General features: G+C 46.1%; 15 protein-coding genes and 2 pseudogenes. 7 read left to right on the top strand and 10 right to left on the bottom strand.

Annotated features, from left to right (window positions below):
• Positions 1-42: 42 nt before the first annotated feature.
• From MBEAL2_RS09340 to MBEAL2_RS09330, 3 genes are read left to right on the top strand one after another with little or no spacing between them, the layout of a single operon-like run.
• A complete protein-coding gene (locus tag MBEAL2_RS09340) occupies positions 43-1,677 on the top strand; it encodes a spore germination protein (protein WP_047152018.1) in 1,635 nt (544 codons plus the stop codon).
• The gene (locus tag MBEAL2_RS09335; protein WP_047152017.1) at positions 1,670-2,872 is read left to right on the top strand and encodes a Ger(x)C family spore germination protein; all 1,203 of its coding nucleotides are present in this window, start codon (positions 1,670-1,672) and stop codon (positions 2,870-2,872) included. The genes MBEAL2_RS09340 and MBEAL2_RS09335 overlap by 8 nt, the downstream gene beginning before the upstream one ends.
• A gap of 41 nt (positions 2,873-2,913) precedes the next feature.
• Positions 2,914-4,041 (top strand): GerAB/ArcD/ProY family transporter, encoded by a 1,128-nt coding sequence (locus MBEAL2_RS09330; RefSeq protein WP_047152062.1) that lies wholly within the window; start codon positions 2,914-2,916, stop codon positions 4,039-4,041.
• 1 nt (position 4,042) lies between these two features.
• On the opposite strand, the gene MBEAL2_RS09325 is transcribed toward MBEAL2_RS09330, so the two are convergent.
• The gene (locus tag MBEAL2_RS09325) at positions 4,043-4,261 is read right to left on the bottom strand and encodes a YczF family membrane protein (RefSeq protein WP_152667740.1); all 219 of its coding nucleotides are present in this window, start codon (positions 4,259-4,261) and stop codon (positions 4,043-4,045) included.
• A gap of 81 nt (positions 4,262-4,342) precedes the next feature.
• Positions 4,343-5,470, bottom strand: coding sequence for an HAD family hydrolase (locus MBEAL2_RS09320; RefSeq protein WP_047152015.1), 1,128 nt, complete (start codon positions 5,468-5,470; stop codon positions 4,343-4,345).
• 145 nt (positions 5,471-5,615) lie between these two features.
• On the opposite strand from MBEAL2_RS09320, the gene MBEAL2_RS09315 reads away from it, so the two are divergent.
• Together MBEAL2_RS09315 and MBEAL2_RS09310 are read left to right on the top strand one after the other, a co-directional pair.
• Complete coding sequence (locus tag MBEAL2_RS09315; RefSeq protein WP_201780813.1) at positions 5,616-6,332, top strand: SDR family oxidoreductase; 717 nt, start codon at positions 5,616-5,618, stop codon at positions 6,330-6,332.
• A 23-nt stretch (positions 6,333-6,355) separates the two neighbouring features.
• Entirely contained in the window at positions 6,356-7,015 is a 660-nt protein-coding gene (locus MBEAL2_RS09310; protein WP_047152014.1) for a peptidylprolyl isomerase, read from the top strand.
• 79 nt (positions 7,016-7,094) lie between these two features.
• Here the strand turns inward: MBEAL2_RS09310 and MBEAL2_RS09305 are convergent, their stop codons facing one another.
• The 3 genes and pseudogenes from MBEAL2_RS09305 to MBEAL2_RS09295 form a co-directional block, all read right to left on the bottom strand.
• Positions 7,095-8,543 carry a sensor histidine kinase gene (locus MBEAL2_RS09305; protein WP_236692739.1) on the bottom strand — a complete coding sequence of 483 codons (1,449 nt, stop codon included), beginning with the start codon at positions 8,541-8,543 and terminating at the stop codon, positions 7,095-7,097.
• A pseudogene (locus MBEAL2_RS09300) lies at positions 8,531-9,240 on the bottom strand (response regulator transcription factor). Before MBEAL2_RS09300 ends, MBEAL2_RS09305 begins: the two are co-directional and overlap by 13 nt.
• Positions 9,241-9,640: 400 nt before the next feature.
• A complete protein-coding gene (locus MBEAL2_RS09295; protein WP_047152013.1) occupies positions 9,641-11,014 on the bottom strand; it encodes a peptidase MA family metallohydrolase in 1,374 nt (457 codons plus the stop codon).
• A gap of 119 nt (positions 11,015-11,133) precedes the next feature.
• Here MBEAL2_RS09295 and MBEAL2_RS09290 point away from each other — a divergent pair, with 119 nt between their 5' ends.
• Positions 11,134-11,526, top strand: coding sequence for an acyl-CoA thioesterase (locus tag MBEAL2_RS09290; protein WP_047152012.1), 393 nt, complete (start codon positions 11,134-11,136; stop codon positions 11,524-11,526).
• Between the two features lie 270 nt (positions 11,527-11,796).
• Positions 11,797-12,513: a C40 family peptidase gene (locus MBEAL2_RS29125; RefSeq protein WP_052947613.1), complete on the top strand. Its 717-nt coding sequence runs from the start codon at positions 11,797-11,799 to the stop codon at positions 12,511-12,513.
• A gap of 122 nt (positions 12,514-12,635) precedes the next feature.
• Here the strand turns inward: MBEAL2_RS29125 and MBEAL2_RS09280 are convergent, their stop codons facing one another.
• From MBEAL2_RS09280 to asnB, 5 genes and pseudogenes are all read right to left on the bottom strand, one after another.
• The gene (locus MBEAL2_RS09280; RefSeq protein WP_236692738.1) at positions 12,636-14,036 is read right to left on the bottom strand and encodes a sensor histidine kinase; all 1,401 of its coding nucleotides are present in this window, start codon (positions 14,034-14,036) and stop codon (positions 12,636-12,638) included.
• A 54-nt stretch (positions 14,037-14,090) separates the two neighbouring features.
• Positions 14,091-14,780, bottom strand: a complete 690-nt coding sequence (locus MBEAL2_RS09275; protein ID WP_047152011.1) for a response regulator transcription factor — start codon at positions 14,778-14,780, stop codon at positions 14,091-14,093.
• Between the two features lie 130 nt (positions 14,781-14,910).
• Positions 14,911-15,000, bottom strand: a pseudogene (locus tag MBEAL2_RS33965) (hypothetical protein); the annotation flags it as partial.
• Between the two features lie 52 nt (positions 15,001-15,052).
• On the bottom strand, positions 15,053-15,811 hold the full coding sequence (locus tag MBEAL2_RS09265) for a COG4705 family protein (RefSeq protein WP_082129859.1): 759 nt from the start codon (positions 15,809-15,811) through the stop codon (positions 15,053-15,055).
• Between the two features lie 312 nt (positions 15,812-16,123).
• A complete protein-coding gene (asnB, locus tag MBEAL2_RS09260; protein WP_047152008.1) occupies positions 16,124-18,031 on the bottom strand; it encodes an asparagine synthase (glutamine-hydrolyzing) in 1,908 nt (635 codons plus the stop codon).
• Positions 18,032-18,220 lie beyond the last annotated feature (189 nt).

Raw genomic sequence — 18,220 nt, 5'->3', positions numbered from 1 at the left:
GAGAAAATGGAAATCTAACAACACTTGCGGGCGGGGTACAACATGAACTCTCTCTGGAATAAGCTATTTGGCAAGAAAAAAAGCAAAAGACAAGCGGAGGATGAACCGTATGATACGGACAGTGAAAAAAAACCGATTTCTTCTTCCTTAAAAGAGAACGTGACAAAGATAAAGCAGGAAATGGGAAACAGCACCGACATCATTATTCGCGAGTTTCATATCGGACAGAACCCGAAAATAAACGCAGCAGCCCTCTACATTGACGGACTTGCTGACACAACAGCGATTAATGATTTTATCATGCGGTCCCTTATTGCTGAATCGCCGGATGCGGGCAATCATCCTCCTTCTTCCTCAAAAAGCCTTGTTGAATCCATCGGGAAGGATACGCTAACGCTAGGTGACATAAAAACGGTCACAGATTGGAACACCTTCTTTCTTTCCATTTTATCCGGTGATACAGCGATTCTTATTGATGGTATACCGGAAGCGATCATCGGAAGCACCCGGGGCGGCAAGGTGAGAAGTGTAACCGAGCCTACTTCACAAACCGTTGTCCGCGGGCCAAAGGACGGTTTTACAGAATCGATCCGTACGAATACTTCACTCATACGGCGCCGCATTAAAAGTCCAAACCTCTGGCTGGAAACCATTCGTCTTGGTGAAGTTACACAAACCGATGTATCGCTCATGTACATCAAGGGGATTGTTAACGAAGAATTGGTGGATGAAATTAAAAGCAGGCTATCGCGCATTAAAATAGACGGAATTCTCGAATCAGGCTACATTGAACAGCTCATCGAAGATCAAACCCTGACTCCTTTTCCAACGGTTTATAATACAGAACGGCCTGACGTGGTAGCCGGCAACCTGCTGGAAGGCCGCGTTGCCATCCTTGTGGACGGCACCCCGTTTGCTCTTATTGCGCCTACATCGTTCAGCCACTTTTTCCAGGCCTCTGAGGATTATTACTATCGCTATGATATCGGAAGCTTCCTGCGTATGCTGCGGTTTTTGTCGTTCTTCATTTCGCTGCTTGCTCCTTCACTCTATGTCGCAGCCATTACGTATCACCAGGAAATGATTCCAACTATGCTGCTTATTAATCTGGCCGCAATGCGGGAAGGGATTCCTTTCCCGGCTATCGTGGAAGCGATAATGATGGAATTTACCTTTGAGATTTTACGCGAAGCCGGGATTCGGATGCCGCGGGCCATCGGCCAGGCTGTGTCCATCGTCGGTGCGCTCGTCATCGGCCAGGCGGCGGTGGAGGCAGGCATCGTATCGACTGCGATGGTTATTATTGTCGCCATTACAGCCATCGCAAGCTTTGCGGTGCCATCCTACACCCTCGCCATATCAGCTCGCCTGCTCCGCTTTGTTTTTATGGTTTCCGCCAGCATGTTCGGACTGTATGGGATAGCGCTGATGCTTATTTTTCTCGTTGCGCATCTATGCAGCCTTCGCTCCTTTGGCTATCCGTACCTGGCGCCGTTCACCCCCTTCATTCTATCCGAGCAGAAGGACGCTCTTATCCGTCTTCCGCTGTGGGCGCAGTTGAGCCGGCCAAGGCTTCTCAGCGAGAACAAAAACAGAATGAAGCCCGGTCTGCAGCCTTCCCCGGAACATAGGGACACAGAGAACAGCACAGAGAAGGAAGGGAAAAAAGATGACTAAACCTTTCCTTTTGGTTGCCGCCTTCATTACACTGATTTTACTTACAGGATGCTGGAACCGAAGAGAATTAAACGAACTGTCCATCGTTACCGCCATTGCAGTGGATCAGGATGAGAAAAAAAACGAGTACGAGGTTTCCCTTCAGATTATCAATCCCGGGCAAGTCGCTTCAAGCTCAGGAAAAAAAGGCGGTGGTTCAGGGGCTCCGATTGCCGTTTATTCTACCAGGGGGCGTACACTTGATGAAGCGATCCGCAGAAGCGCATTAAAGGTCCCGCGTGTGATTTTTTTTGCGCACACGCGTTTAATCGTTATTGATGAAACAACCGCGAAACAGGGCATTAAGCATCTATTTGACGTAATGGAACGGGATAACGAAGTACGGACGAATTTCCCTGTGTTCGTTGCCCGAAAGACGAGCGCAAAATCCATCATTTCTACCATTACTCCGCTGGAAAAAATCCCGGCGAATGATATACGGGACACCTTGCAAAACACCGAGAAAACGTGGGGCGAAAATTTCAGCATTTCGATTTCAGATATTATCAGAGGCCTCGTTAGCGACAATGGTGAGCCTATCATTAGCGGAATCCGCATTGCCGGAGATAAAAAGACCGGGGTCACGCTTTCCAATACGGAAGAAGCGAAACCGAAAGCGACGCTCGAGCTTGCCGGCATCGCTCTTTTCAAAGACGGCAAGCTAATCCATTGGCTGGATGGCCGCAAAGCCCGGGGACTTGCGTGGGTGCTGGATAAAGTCAAAACGACCATCCTTGTTATCGACTGCAATGATAAGAAGAACGCCATCAGCATCGAAGTCCTTCGCGCCAACGCAAAGATAGAGGCCCAGCTCCAGGGCGGGAAGCCTAAAATTGTCGTTCATGTTAAAGAAGAAGGGAACATCGATGAGGTTGAATGTGATTTGGACGTTATACAGCCAGGAGTCATCAATCAGCTTCAAAGGGAAACGGAGCGGCGAATCAGACAGGAAGTTATGGATTCGATAAGAACTGCACAGGAGTATGAAAGCGACGTTTTCGGGTTCGGTGAAGCATTCCACCGGACATACCCGGCGGCATGGAAAAGCATGAAAAAGAATTGGGACAAAACGTTCTCCGATCTCGATGTGGAAGTAAACGTTACCTCATACATACGGCGTACGGGATTGCGGACAAGACCTGCACCATCTAAATAGGCAGAACAACTTCTATCGTGATGAAGAAAGGCAAGAATGCTATGGAAAAAGCAAAGATCAGCCTTAAGCAACTGTTTACTATGATTGTTTTGTTTGAGCTTGGAAGTGCATTGTTGGTCGGCCTGGGCCTTGAGGCAAAACAGGATTCGTGGATCGCCATTCTGCTTGGAGTTATGAGCGGCCTTTTGCTCTTCCTTGTTTATGGCTATCTTTTTCGCCGGTACCCAACTCTCCCTTTAACCGGTTATATCCGTGCCATCCTCGGTAAATACATCGGCTGGCCGATTGGCCTGCTGTATGTTGTTTATTTTATTTACCTTGCCTCGCGCGTATTGCGCGACTTTGGCGAACTTCTCCTGACATCCGTACTGCCCCATACTCCTTTGCTCGTCATTAACACGCTGATGATTCTGACGGTTATGTACACATTATACAAGGGGATTGAAGTCATTAGCAGGACGAGTGAGATTTTCTTCGGGGCTCTTATTCTCTTAGGCATTGTGGGCAACACGTTCATCGCTTTCTCCGGGCTGATTGATGTCCGCAACCTGCTGCCTGTCTTTGAGAACGGGTTTTCCACTGTACTTAAAGGGTATTTGCAGACGTTTACCTTTCCGTTTGGGGAAATGATTGTTTTCACAATGATTCTGCCGTTCGTAAATGTACCGCATCTGGCTGTAAAAACAGGAATATACGGGATGATTTTCAGCGGCTTCCTCTTAACTCTGGCTTCCATAACCGTCATCGTCATTCTCGGTGTCGATATGGCTGCCCGCTCGACATTCCCACTGCTCACAATGATTGGAAAAATCAATATCGCTGAACTCATTCAGCGTCTTGATCCGATCGTAGTACTGACATTAATCATTGGAGGATATTCTAAAATCGCCGTCTATTTCTATGTTGCAGTCGCAGGTACGGCAGACCTGTTTAAGCTGGAGAAACAGTCTGTCATCGTCATTCCAGTCGGGGTCGTTATCGTTCTTTCGTCCATGATGATTGCGAGCAATTACTCCGAACATATAACGGAAGGATTAAAAATCGTTCCGTTATATCTCCATCTTCCATTCCAGCTCGGAATTCCGCTTATGCTGTTTTTTGTTGCCATCTTCCGAAAGCGTTTCAGAAGGTCCGGAGCAGATAAACAATCCGGTGCTGCCCATAAATAATTTAGTGTTTCTTTTCCTTTAAGTAAGAAGTAAACGGAACGGCTACTGCTACGAATAACAACAGGAGAAAGAAGACAATTTCACCTGGCTCTGTCACCTCAAAAGGATGAATAATATTGTACAGCGCGGCGAGCCAGGTGTTCCCCATAAGCACATCTATTAGCGCATCGATAAATGCAACACACGTGAGAAGCAAAAGGAACAGGAGGAACATCTTCATAGCAACCCTCACATTTCCTGCAAGGCAGTAGTTTATCTTCTCCTTAGTATTTGATGTGCAAGACCGTTTAACCCGCAACCCCTACAAAACCGTCAAAATTTCGGTCATATCGTTTAAAATATAATCAGCTTGCAATTCTTCAAACTTCTCTCTCGCTTCCTCCCCGGTCAGCCCGGTCAATGTAGCAGCAAATTTGCAGCCGATGCTGCGGGCCGCCATATAGTCAGCTACGGAATCCCCGACAACAAGGATTTCCGCTCCGTTCTCGATCGGCAGTGCCAGCGCAAAGCAGTCTGCATCCTCTTTATCCATACCAAGCATCCCCTTGATGTAACAGAATGGCTGCGGCTTGGCTAAAGGGGCCCGTTCGGGGTATTTCTTTTCCGCCTCCAGCACATCACTTGCAGTAACAACGCGGTTCTCATCAAAATACTGCAGCAATCCCATGGCACGAAGCGGCTCAACCGTTTCGATACGCGGACGCCCTGTCCCGATTCCAAGCGTATATCCCCGGCTTTTCAGTTCACTGAGTACTTCCGCCATCTTTTCAGGGGCAATAATCGGAATTTCGTCATCAAGAAACCCTTTTTTCCCTTCCTGGTACGCTTTTCGTCCAATCGATTCCACAATGAGCCTGTCACCAAGGTACCACTCCTGGAATGTTTCCTGACATAAATCCCATAGCTCGCTGCTCCGGGAGAAAATGTCTGTCTTTATCCCTGTTTTCTGCTCTGCAATCTCATTCAAATACAGCAGAAGCGCCTGCTTCTCAGCCGTGCCTTTTTCGAAATCAGGAACAAACGCATCATATTGCACGGTAAACGGCGTCCCATTGGCCATCTCCCGAATCCGGTGCAGCGCGTCTCTGTTGATTTGAGCCTGCAGCAATTCCTCAACTTTTTCCGGAGCGGTTTCATGCAAAACAGCCAGAAGGCGGATAAGCTGATATGAAAAAGCTAAATACACCATGTCCCAGTTCGCGTTAATTCCTCTGGTCTTTACAAAGTTTAATACATTATCTTTGTCGAATACTTCCCCGCGCACGCGGCGAATGACCGCCTCTGCGGGGGCAGGTTCGAAAGAATCTCCCTGCAGCCCAAGATACCTCGGACTGTAGAGCATTTCCCATACGGTCAGCGCCGAGGCGTCAAAGTACCGCTCTTCGCTGAGTAAAACTCCGTCAACATCAAATAAAATCGTGCGAAACATCCTTCTTCCACTCCTCCAGCTATGTATTGTAATACGAACATTTTAACACAATCTTGTGATAACGATCGCTTTTTCTTTATTTTTTCATTCCATATCTGAGTATGATAAAATGATAGATGAAAATCGGGAAAAGGAGTGAACCCATTTGCAATTACAATCACTGCAGGACAAGATCGTTCTCATTACAGGCGCAAGTAGAGGAATCGGCCACGCAATGTGCCTTTTATTCGCCGAAAAAGGAGCAACCGTATATGCTATCGCCCGCAATGCAGATTTATTGGACAAATTATCCGCCGAGGCGCAGCCGCTTGAGGGAGAAATTGTTCCCCTGCCCTTCGATATTACAAGCGCTTCAGACGTGGAGAAGAATGTACAATACATAGCGGACAAGCACGGGAAAATCGATGTGTTAATAAACAACGCCGGGCTTGGCCATTTCGCTCCCATCCATGAACTAACCGTAGAGCAGTGGGATGAGATGATGAACGTAAACCTGAAAGGAACGTTTCTCTGCACCAAATATGTCGTTCCTCACCTCACCCGGCGGCAGACCGGGCACATTATTAATATTTCAAGCGTTGCCGGAACGGTGACATTTCCCGGCGGCGGCGGATACTGCACGAGTAAATTCGGAGTCATGGCTTTTACCGACATTCTGACACAGGAGCTCAAGCCGCATAACGTCAAAGTGTCTGTTATTTGCCCCGGTTCGGTACAGACGTATTTCGGCCAGACCGAACCGAAGGATTATTCACTCCGGCCTGACGATGTCGCACAAATCGCTTACCAGATGGCCGCCGCGCCTGAGCATATTATTCTGAATCAGGTTATTATGCGTCCCGTCGTCCCCCAAACTAAATAACACAGGCAAAGGATGGGAAGTTCATGAAACGCATCTCTTTTATTATTTTGCTGGCTGTTGCCCTCGTATTCACGATGGCCGCCTGCTCCGCAAACAGCGGAAAAAACCCGGAACAGGGTAAGCAGGAGGCGCAGCCGAAACAACCGGCAAAACAGTGGGCAAGCGCCCCGCCGATGGCAATCGATCCGAACAAAACATATATCGCCCACATGGAAACGAACAAAGGAAATATCTCCATTGAGCTGCTGGCGAAGGAAGCACCGAAAACGGTAAATAACTTTGTATTCCTTTCCCGCGAGAAATTTTATGATGGCGTTATTTTCCACCGGGTTATCAAGGATTTTATGATTCAAGGCGGTGACCCGCTCGGCACCGGGACAGGCGGTCCTGGGTATAACATTGAAGATGAGCTGCCTGTGAAGCGCAAATACGAGAAAGGAATTGTCGCCATGGCAAGAACGAACCAGCCGAATTCCGGCGGCAGCCAGTTCTTTATTTGCAACGGGCCGGGAGCGGCAGGATTAAATACCCAGCCTGATTATGTTATCTTCGGTAAAGTGATCGACGGAATGGATACAGTAGATAAAATTTCAAATGTACAAGTTACGCAGAGCCCTACGGGTGAGGAAAGCGTACCAGTAGAAAAAGTGTTTGTCAAAACGATAACAATTGAGGAAAAGTAGTATAGCGCCCTACGAAACGTAGGAGAAAATAAAAACCCTGTACCGGCGTCTTTGATTCGGTACAGGGTTTTAACCATTGCTACTTCTTTTCCCCGGGAAACCAGATGGTAAACGCTGTTCCCTTGTTCACTTCACTTTTCACTGTGACAGTACCCTGGTGAAGCTCTACCAATTCCTTTACAATGGCCAGTCCCAGGCCTGTTCCTACCTCGCTCCGTGAACGAACGCGATCCACTTTAAAAAAACGGTCCCAGATTCGCTCAACGTCGTGGCTAGAAATACCGATCCCGGTATCTTTTACGACGATTTCCGTTCCTTCCCGGACCGCTGCTGCTTCCACGCTTACAGACCCTTGCTCTGTAAATTTCAATGCGTTATTAATAAGGTTAATAAAAATTTGTTCAATCCGGTGCGGATCCCCGATGATTCCCGGGAGCGGAGATTGAACAGTAAGCTGGAGGCTGATCCCGCGTTTTGCCGCTTCTTCCTTAAAGGAAAAAACAATCCGCTGCAAAACCGATTCAATGTTAATCGGGCGCCGAACGAGTTCGGCCTCATGCCTCTCAAGACGAACAAGTTCAAGCAAGTCGTTTACAAGGCGGCTCATATGGATCGTTTCTTTGTACATTACATCGTAATATTTCTGCCTGGAGGCTTCTTCCACCACGAGCCCGTCCTGCAATGCTTCCAAAAACCCCTGCATTGTCGTAAGAGGGGTGCGCAATTCGTGGGACACGTTGGCAAGGAAATCCTTTCTCGTCTGTTCGAAGCTCGCTCTTTCCGTCTCAACCAGTTCCAGCGTGCCGGCCATCTGGTTGATGGAACGGGCCAGGTCTCCGATTTCATCCTGTGAGGTGATGTGCACCCTCTGATCATAATTGCCCTTCTCAATTTCCAGTGCAACTTCGTCAATTCGCTTTAATGGGCGGGAAATGGTCCACGACAGGTAGGATACCATCACTGTGGAAAGCAGAATTCCGAATAGCGTTGCCCACAGAATCATTTCCCTCATCTTCCCAATCGTTTCTTCGATACCTTCAACCGGTGCGTGCAGGACAATCCCGCCGAACACATGGTCTTTTTCTCCCCACGGCACAACGACAGACACCATCGGTTTGTTCAGGCCTTCAAAGGCAAGGTTCTGTACGACATCTTTTCCCTGCAGCACTTGATCGACAATGGAACGTGCCACCGACTTGCCAATAAACACCTCATCCTTTGTCGAAGTGGAAATAATTTGCCCCTTCATATTAAATACCCAGATGCGCGTGTCAAAAGTCTGATCCAGAAACGCCAGCATTCCCTGCGTTTGCTCGTCCTGGATCGGATAACGCTGAATCGCGAGGTTTACTTTCTTTGCCTTACGTAAGAGTTCTTCTTTCGTACCGTCGTATATATAATTCTTGGCCATAACGGACATCGACAGGCCAAGTGCACCCAGACCGAGCAGGACGGTTACCATGTAGCTAAAGAGAAGCTTACGGAAAATACTTTTATTAGTCCCAAGCCAATCTCTTACCCGCTGCACGGCGCTTCCACCTCAAACTTATAACCGACACCCCATACGGTATGTATGCATTCATAGTCCAAACCATTAAGATGCTGGCGGATTTTCTTTACATGAACATCAACTGTACGTATGTCTCCAAAGAAATCATAGCCCCATATTTGCTCAAGAAGCTGTTCACGCGTAAATACACTCCCCTGCGAACGCGCAAGAAAGACAAGTAAATCGAACTCCTTCGGGCGGAAAGACACTTTCTCCCCGCAGACTGTGACCTGGCGGCCTTGAAGGTCGATATGCAAATCGTGAAACTGCATTGCATGCTGCACTTGCTCTTTTTCATCTATATTCCGGGGCTGCATCCGGCGGAAAATCGCCTTAATTCTTGCAATTAGTTCGCGCGGGCTGAACGGTTTCGTAACATAATCATCTGCGCCAAGCTCAAGCCCAAGCACCCGGTCGAATTCTTCACCCTTGGCCGACAGCATAATAATCGGGATGTCCATTGTTTTTCTAATCTCACGGCATGCCTCGAATCCATCCATTTTCGGCATCATGACATCGAGTATGATTACGTCCGGCTTTTCTTGTTCCGCCAGAGTGACAGCCTCGCTCCCATCATGTGCTTCTATTAAATCGATTTGCTGCTGCGTAAAGTACAGCCGTATAATTTCGAGCACATTTGTATCGTCTCTGCGACAAGAACTTTCGTGCGGTTCATACAACATTCCCCCTCCGTTCACGGACTTCCCTATTGTAACACATTCACATTGCTTTTTTTGAGTATAGAACGCGCAGAGAGGAAGGAAGTCCTAACCAGGTATATGAAAACAGCCGGCACTTATCGCACCGGCTGTTTTAGGAAGAAGAAGCGTGAAGCTTATATTAAATTTGTAAGTATTGTGTAAAACGTGAAGTTTTTAAGATAGAGACGGTAGTTTTTAGCTGGTCATATTTCATACAGGCGTTTTGCTCGTTTGTTCATTTTCAGGTGATGTCATTTCCATAGGGTACATCAGCTTACCGTCTTATGTGCCCGTCACCTCCTTATGCTTCTACTTTACTGCAGAAGTATGACCGGACTGTTTCAGAAGTTGGAATTTTTTTTAAACAAAATGTGATCATTGTATGTTCGCCTGTTTAATTTTTTGCTTTACATGCTCTTCCAATTGTTTTTCAGACATGCCGAAATGCTTCTGTAAATATTCATTGGTTAACTTTGTTGTCACCGCTTCCCATTTATATTTGTTCTTGCTCTCTTTGTCCCGGGGCACATCGCCCTTAATTGCAGACCAGGAGGTGCTGCTATACGATTGAATCAAGTCATTAAGCTTTTCCTGTCCATATGTTTCGATAATATATTTGACCATGCAGTACGAGAAAGCGTATTCCTGCTGCTGTTTTCTCCCGCTCACACCGAACCCTACCTCGCCAAGTTTTTCGCTTGCCGTAAGCTTAGTTAAATCAATCTCATTTAATCGTTCCATCCCGTCCGATCCCTTGAACACATAGGACATATCATCACCGCTGTAGTACATGGCCATCCCCTCAAGCAGCCATACGGGCACATAGGGAGGAAGCTGCGGGAATTGATACACATGCACGATTTCGTGTTTCAATGTCGTATAAACGCTGTCATCTTCATTGGATTGTTCAAGTGCCTCCATATTTAATGAGACAAATTGATTGGTTACTTTGTACCCTGCAGCGTTAATAAAATATTGCCCGGAAGCCGTTGCCACTGTATGCCCGCCCTGCCACATGCTTTCCTTAGGATAAACAAGCACCGGATACGGCGGATTGCCAGCCGCGTTTAGTGTCTTCCCAATCTCTTGATATGCCTGCTCTGTTTTTTCAATAATTTGCTCTATCTGCGGCTCGCTTTGCGCATGATAAAAGAAAAGAAAATTCTTACTTTTTCTTGCCTTTGTTTCTCCCATTTCGAAGAGGACGGGCTGATCCACTGGCCGGTAATTGCTAATTTTCCAGGGCTGACCATTCCTCTTTAGTAGATCAAAGGACCGTATCATCGGATATTCTTCGGATTCCTTTCCGCCGTTGTAGCGATACTTTATTTCTGCCTTCACGTTTTTCAGGATGGCTTCACCCTGTGCCGTCTCCAGGTTACCTGCACCTGTCAATTTAATTTTCACATGGCTTATCGGCGCAACTGCCAGCCTGCGGATAATCTGCTTGTTGTTTTCCGGCTCCATCCACTGCTCTACTGCACGCTCGTTCCGCCCGCCAATTGCTGCCGCCCATTGCTCCAATGCTTTCTTGGCTTCCCGGTGTGCGTCTCCTCTTGCTGATTTTTCACTTAATACACTAAGCCTATCATCTGCCAGTACAGAGGAAATCCACTTATTATTCTTCACCTGGCTTATCCACTCGGCCAGTGAGTCGGCTTGGAATCCTCCTTTATCTAGGGCGAAAAATCCACTGAAGAGGAAGAACGCAGCGGCAAGAACCAACAACATCCTTCCTGTTTTTTTCATTCAGGTCACCTCATGCTGTGCTTTGTTGTATTCTTCCATTACCACCTGTACATATGGCAAAAACCGGGGTATCATATCTTTAGAAAACATGGATTTTAATAGATAATGGAGGGAAATGGATGAAAGCATCGCTGGAAATTGTCGTGCGTTCGACAGAAATTGATGTGAATGGCCATGTAAACAATGCCAAATACCTTGAATATTTAGAGTGGGGCCGTGAAGAATGGTATGAGCAGGCCCATCTTGATTATGACACGTTCGACGCCATGGGAATTCAAACCGTTACCGTTAATATTACGATTAACTATCGTAAAGAATGCCGGCAGAACGACAGGCTGACGATTACGACATCCCCCGAAAAGCTAGGGCGAACAAGCTATGTGCTGAAGCAGGAGATACATAATCAGGATGGGGTCCCGGTGGCGGACGCGCTAGTTACAAGCGTAACGATGGATAGCGAAACCCGTACGGCACGTCCTGTGCCGGCCGAACTGGCACGGATTTTTGAATGACAACCGATAGACACCAAAAATCGGTTGTCTATTTGTATGTCATAAATACTGGGAATTAAATAACAAATTACTGGAAACAAAATAGTAGGAAGACCTTGTTATAACAGCATTTTTTATAAACCTGGTATATTCAAAAAAAATAGTAGCATAATTTACCACCTCATTCGTGGTCAAAGTTCCCTTATAATAATCCATGTTAGTGATTTTGGTCAACTCAGAAATAAGGTACTTTTCGGACATCAAGAAAACACAAAAAAACGGAGGTAATTTATGAAGAAGTTAATCCCATTAACATTCGCAACAGCATTACTTTTAGGTGGCGTAGTTTCTCCAGCAAGTGCAAGCAGCCCTCGCTACGATGATTATCAAGCAGGAAACGGAAACTATTCAGACCAGCAGGACGAGTCTAATTATATACACAATAGAGTGCATCATTACCGTTCACACCAGCCAAAAGTAAACCAGGAACCTCAGGATTTTGCTGTGGCGCCTGATACATCAACAACTGCACCAGCACCGCAAGCGAACCCGGCACCACAAGATTCTGCCGCAGCAGCGCCAGATGTATCAACGCCTGCACCAACGCAGCCAGCTCCCACAAACAGCAGCGCCAGTAAAGCTGACGGAATCGTAAACTATGCTCTTAGCCTGGTTGGCAAAGCGCGTTATGGACACACGAACCCTAGTACGCTGACATTCGATTGTTCAGGCTTTACTTATTATGTATTCCAGAAATACGGCGTTGACCTCCATTCACGCAGCCCGCAAGGACAAGCTAAGGTTGGCGTTCCTGTATCTAAATCACAGCTGCAAAAAGGCGACCTCGTATTTTTCAACAACAGCCACAAGCCATTAGGACACGTGGGAATTTACATTGGGAACAATAAAATCGTTCATGCCGCTAATTCACAAAGCGATATTAAAATCAGCGACTTAAATGGAAGCTGGTATCAACAGAATTACGCAACGGCACGCCGCGTTTTATAAGAGTAATAACTTATTAAGCAAGCAAGCTGAATCCTGCTCGATAAATTTAAAATCCTTATAATAATAAAGAGCAGCCAGCCTGGATACACCAGGCTGGCTGCTTTCTTTACCCGCCTATTAAACTAGGCGGCGGATTTAAGATGAATGGTAAATGTACTTCCCTTCCCTACTGCGCTTTCCACCTCAATTGTTCCCTTGTGCAATTCTACCAATTGCTTTGCAATGGGCAATCCTAAACCTGTACCCCCTGTTTTCCGTGAACGTGTTTTATCTACACGATAAAAACGGTCAAATATTTTAGGTATGTCTTCCTCAGGAATCCCGATGCCGGTATCCTGAACGCTGACTTTAACAATACCACGTTCCTGACATGCAGATACTTTCACGCTTCCCCCGGTATTGGTGTATTTTTTAGCATTTTCAAGTAAGATTACGATAATTTGCCTGAGTTGATCTGCATCACCCATTACACAAATCAGCTCATCTGCGTGCACTGATAACGATATGTCTTTGCTATTCTGCCACGACTGCTCCACCGCTTCTTTTATCACTGTCGCTACATTCACCTGCGTTTTTTTTATCTGCATATGATCGGAACGGGCTAACTCCAATAGCTGAACAATGAGGCGCTGCATCCGAATCCCTTCTTCATCCATTGATTCAATGGATTTCTCTAAGATATCAGGGTTATCTTTTCCCCAGCGTTTTAGAAGCTTTAGATGGCCTCGTAAAGCGGTAAGGGGAGTGCGCAATTCATGGGACGCATCAGCGATAAACCCTTTCTCACGTTCAAATTGTTTTTCCAGCTCGTTTAACATCGTGTTAAACGTAGTAGATAGGTTCGTTAGCTCCTGGGGACCTTTTGGTACCGGAATCCGCTGGCTAAGCGTAGAGAAATGCTTAATTTTATCAACTGCATCCGTAATCGCAAATAAAGGGCGCATATTGCGGCGTGTTAAATGATAAATCAAGAACGAACCAACAATCGTACCAACTAACGTAGTTAACCCTAATACTTTAACAATAAGGAGCAGCAAGTTTTCGATGTTGTTAAGCTGGACGGCAATATGCATCTGTCCATTTTTCCCGTTTTTCTGGCTCCAGTTTTTTTTGTCTATAAAGAATAAGCCATCCTGATCATCCCATAGCAATCCTTTAAACCAGTTCTTCTGGGCCTGCTGATCATCACTGTTAAAGTCCCTTTCCCAGCCGCGTGAATGGGCCAGTGTCTTTCCCGCTGCATCATTTATCTGAATATAATAGTTAGCATGGTCCGGGTACAATATTTCATCCAGTGTTTCCTGCCAATTTACTTTATCCTCCTGGGAGGCTGCCTGTAATTTGTACTGAATGGCCTCCATTTCCTGTTTCGTATTCTGGAACAAAAAATACCCGACGGTTCCAATCATTATGACTCCGATTAACAGGATAACAGCTAGCAGACTAACGATATACCATACAGTAAAACGAACCATCAGTGTACTATTGGAAATAGCAAATCTCTTTAGCCAAGCTTCCTTCACCGTTGCTCTCCTTTCTTATACGCATAGACGATTTATAGCACCTTTTCCGGCCGTTTACGAAGAACGAAGCACGTATCCTATCCCACGGACGGTCTGGATCAGCTTTGGTGTAAAATCCCGATCCAATTTATTGCGAAGATAGCGAATGTAAACATCGACAACGTTTGTTTCCCCAACAAAATCGAAACCCCAAACGTTAGATAGTAACTGTTCCCTGGTCAACACTGTACCCGCATTCTGCATCAGGTACAGCAACAAATCAAACTCCCGCTGCGTTAACTCTATCTGATTTTCCGAACGAAATACGAGCCGTTTTCTTTCGTCTAAAAGCAAATCTTCCAGTTGCATTATCCCCTCATTCGCTGCACCCTTTTCCTTGTTATGCCGCCGTAAATTCGCCCGTATGCGGGCTAGAAGCTCCTCGATTTCGAACGGTTTTGTAATATAGTCATCCGCTCCTGTGTCCAGGCCTGCGATTTTATCCCCTACATAATCCCGGGCGGTTAATACAATAATAGGTATCTCACTGAGTTTGCGAATCCTGCGGCACACTTCCAACCCGTTTAATTTGGGCAGCATCCAGTCCAAAAGAATTAAATCCCATTCTTTCTGCTGGGATAACTCCCAACCCTGCTGTCCATCGGAAGCCACCTCAACATAATAACCTTCAAATTCTAACTCTAACTGAATAAACCGTGCGACGTTATCTTCGTCTTCAACTAATAAAATAGATTCTTGTGCCATTTACCCCTCCCCTTTCACGGTTTTTGTACTGAACCAGGGTTAAGCAGGAAAAGTACAGACCGAATGCAGGATTCGACTGTACTTTTCGAAGAGAATGTATTTTTAACATATGAAGCGGCTCACAACCGAATATGAATTCGAATATTGCTATTGTATCATTTATAGAGTAACCAATGATCGTTAAAATAGCGGCAATAAATGTTACATCAACCTCTAATTTACGAGCACCCGCTGGATCCACGGCGGCTCGCTTGAAGCCGCCGGCTCTTGCTTTACTCCTCAGCTACGTTCGGACTCGGAAGCTGGTCTCTTCTCGTCTTGGTCAGGTAGATGACCAAGACCAGGATAATTACGAGGAAGATCGCACTGGTTCCCACAGTACCCAGACCAAGGCCGCCCGCATCGCGAGGCTGTGACAGGTAGTCGCCAAGAGAGGCGCCGAGAGGACGGGTCAAGATGTAGGCAATCCAGAAGGCCAGCACTCCATTCAGTTTGAAGAAGTAGTGGGCAATGGTCACCACCCCGATTAGTGCGGCGAACATGAGCGCTGAGTTCAAGTAACCCAGGTTGAGACCCTCTGCTGTGAGGTCACCGGCTGCAGTACCCAGGGCGAAGGTGAACAGGATGATCAACCAATAGAACGCTTCCCGCCTGGTCGTGTAGATGGAGTGAATGGACAGTGTCTTCTCACTCGCGTACCAGGCCGCAAAGGTCGCCAGCAGCGCGATGGTGAAGACGATGGTCGTCGTCTCCAGAGCGACTCCGAAGTTGTCCACGAGGTTGTCGGTGATCAGCGTGCCGACAACGCTAATCAGCACGACCGCAAGCCAGTAAATCCCTGGTACATACTTCCTCGCTTTGAACTGGAAGAACAGCGTGATAAGCAAGAGGGCACTCATGAGATAGGTCGTGTTGGTCAAGCCCCAGTTCAGGTTAAAGTTCAGGAAGTCTGCGGCCGTCTCGCCCACCGTTGTTGCCAGTATCTTGATGATCCAGAAGAAGATCGTAACTTCTGGAACCTTGTTCAACATCTGCCGATATTCCACTTTATAAACCCTCCTTATTCTGTCTTATCGTTCCCTTTTCCGTTAAAAGTAAAAGCGGTTTTTTGCATAAATAATTGCGTTTTCCTCCCACATATTTAATTGATATTATTCCGCATAAAGTTAGTGTATATAATTAATATGGCAGTTTCTATTACTGCCACATTAGATGCAAATGAGAATTTGATGAGAAAGCACCTAAATTAAATAAGGGCGTTTGAGCTCTATCCAGCACTTCTTCAGCATAAACGAAGGATCGCAAAAACAGCAAAAGCAAGAGCAGTAACAAAATAAGCCGTTTCATATTGCATCCGCTCCCTTAATCTGCGGGAAATCATCTGGAATCAAAGCAGCGTCTCCGCCCTCCATGTAAATCTGGTGCCATATGATGAAAATAATTATCGTCCACAGTTTCCGGCTGTAATCTATTTTTCCCTCCTTATGCTGTTCTAACATTTGCAATGCAGCGGATTTGTTTATAAAGTTTTCAACATTTGCAGAGTGAATCACTTCTTTTGCCCACCCATAAAATTCCCCCCGTAACCAAACTCGAATCGGAACAGGAAAGCCTAATTTCCTTCGGTGCTGCACCGAAGGCGGTAAAATATCTTTCATCGCTTCCCGAAGGACAAATTTTGTTGCACTGTTAGAAAGTTTATATTTTGTTGGAATCGCAGCAGCCAATTCAAAAACTTTCTTATCGATAAAAGGAACCCGCAATTCAAGGGAATGGGCCATCGACATTTTATCTGCCTTCATTAGAATATCTCCCCGCAGCCATGTATGAATGTCGATGTACTGCATCTTTGTTGCTTCATCATAGCCATGCGCGCGCTCGTAAAGCGGCTTTGTCACATCATAGGAAGAAATAGGCTCCTCTAATTTATTAAGGTGAAAACCGAGGATCTGTTGTTTTGCTTCCTCTGTAAAAATCTTAGCGTTGCCAAAGAAACGCTGCTCAAGAGGCTGGGCTCCCCTTTCCAGGAAGCTTTTTCCCTTCATCCCTTCAGGCAGCACATTGGCAAACTTTCTCAGCAGAATTTTGAGCCAGGCAGGCAGATACTGAAAGTGGCGCAGGGAATGAGGCTCGCCATAAATGTTATACCCACCAAAAAACTCATCCGCTCCTTCGCCGGAAAACACTACTTTGACAAAGTTACTTGCCAGCTGTGAAACAAAATAAAGCCCGATCGCCGATGGATCAGCAACCGGTTCATCCATATGCCAGATGATTTTTGGGAGAGTGGAGAGATATTGCTGTGAAGTTATGCATATTTCATGGTGATCCGTCCCCAGGTACTGCGCCGTTGAACTGGCCTGCTCTAGCTCGCTATATCCAAACATATCAAATCCGACCGAGAACGTTTGGGTCGGTTCGTGTTTTTGCAGCAGAGATACAAGGCTGCTGGAATCGATTCCTCCGGATAAGAAAGCCCCTCTGGATACATCACTTATGCGGTGAATGCTAACCGATTCCTGAAGAATATCGCGAACTCCTTCAACGAAATAGGAAAGAGGTTTTTCTTCATCCGGATTAAAGGTAACGCTATAGTAAGGCTCCATCATCAGTTTATCCTCTGAAATAAGAAAGAGGTGCCCGGCCTGGAGCTTAGAAATGTTCTGAAACATCGTTCCCGGTTCAGGAACGTATTGAAAAGTAAGGTAATGATAAAAAGAAGTTACGTCCACTTCACGTTTCGTTTTTTCTGCCAGAAGCAGGCTCTTTATTTCTGAACCAAAAATAAAGCCTTCCGGTGTTTCTGTCCAGTACAAAGGCTTTACTCCAAAGGGATCACGCGCACCAAATAAGACATCCTGCTCCTTATCCCAGATAACAAAGCTAAACATGCCACGCAAAAGTTTCGGACATTCCGTACCAACTTCTTCGTATAAATGAACGATTACTTCGGTATCGGACTGTGTATGGAAGGTATGCCCTTTCCCGATTAACCATTGTCTTAATTCTTGGTAATTATAAATTTCTCCATTAAAGGTAACCCAGATGTCTTTAGATGGATGGCGGAGAGGCTGGGCTCCATGGTTTAAATCAATAATACTAAGCCTGCGAAATCCTAATCCGACGTGTTCTGACACATGCACTCTTTCATCATCTGGCCCACGGTGTGCAATAACACGAGTCATTTCCAGTAATTGTTGTTGTGAAACAGGTCGTTGATTTTTATTATAAATGGTTACAAATCCACACATCGTTTTATTCTCTCCTTATATGTGATATCCCCTGGCAGCAATCGGCAGCAGCAAGCTTTCAATGAACCGAGAAAAGTACAGAGCGAATTTTAAGATTCGACTGTACTTTCGGAAGAGAATCTATCGATAGCGGGCTGGTTTTAAGTATTCCCCATAAAACAAGTCTATATAATTAATATGGTCCTTTCT

Origin of the sequence: Aneurinibacillus tyrosinisolvens, assembly GCF_001015055.1 — a bacterium.
GTDB classification, from domain to species: Bacteria; Bacillota; Bacilli; order Aneurinibacillales; family Aneurinibacillaceae; genus Aneurinibacillus_A; species Aneurinibacillus_A tyrosinisolvens.
Note: the sequence above shows the minus strand (reverse complement) of the source record. Positions and strands in the feature narration are given on the sequence as shown.

Coding starts and splice junctions, on each gene's coding strand:
- MBEAL2_RS09340 (WP_047152018.1), top strand. CDS start 43: ATGAACTCTCTCTGGAATAAGCTATTTGGCAAGAAAAAAAGCAAAAGA.
- MBEAL2_RS09335 (WP_047152017.1), top strand. CDS start 1,670: ATGACTAAACCTTTCCTTTTGGTTGCCGCCTTCATTACACTGATTTTA.
- MBEAL2_RS09330 (WP_047152062.1), top strand. CDS start 2,914: ATGGAAAAAGCAAAGATCAGCCTTAAGCAACTGTTTACTATGATTGTT.
- MBEAL2_RS09325 (WP_152667740.1), bottom strand. CDS start 4,261: ATGAAGATGTTCCTCCTGTTCCTTTTGCTTCTCACGTGTGTTGCATTT.
- MBEAL2_RS09320 (WP_047152015.1), bottom strand. CDS start 5,470: ATGTTTCGCACGATTTTATTTGATGTTGACGGAGTTTTACTCAGCGAA.
- MBEAL2_RS09310 (WP_047152014.1), top strand. CDS start 6,356: ATGAAACGCATCTCTTTTATTATTTTGCTGGCTGTTGCCCTCGTATTC.
- MBEAL2_RS09295 (WP_047152013.1), bottom strand. CDS start 11,014: ATGAAAAAAACAGGAAGGATGTTGTTGGTTCTTGCCGCTGCGTTCTTC.
- MBEAL2_RS09290 (WP_047152012.1), top strand. CDS start 11,134: ATGAAAGCATCGCTGGAAATTGTCGTGCGTTCGACAGAAATTGATGTG.
- MBEAL2_RS29125 (WP_052947613.1), top strand. CDS start 11,797: ATGAAGAAGTTAATCCCATTAACATTCGCAACAGCATTACTTTTAGGT.
- MBEAL2_RS09275 (WP_047152011.1), bottom strand. CDS start 14,780: ATGGCACAAGAATCTATTTTATTAGTTGAAGACGAAGATAACGTCGCA.
- MBEAL2_RS09265 (WP_082129859.1), bottom strand. CDS start 15,811: ATGTTGAACAAGGTTCCAGAAGTTACGATCTTCTTCTGGATCATCAAG.
- asnB (WP_047152008.1), bottom strand. CDS start 18,031: ATGTGTGGATTTGTAACCATTTATAATAAAAATCAACGACCTGTTTCA.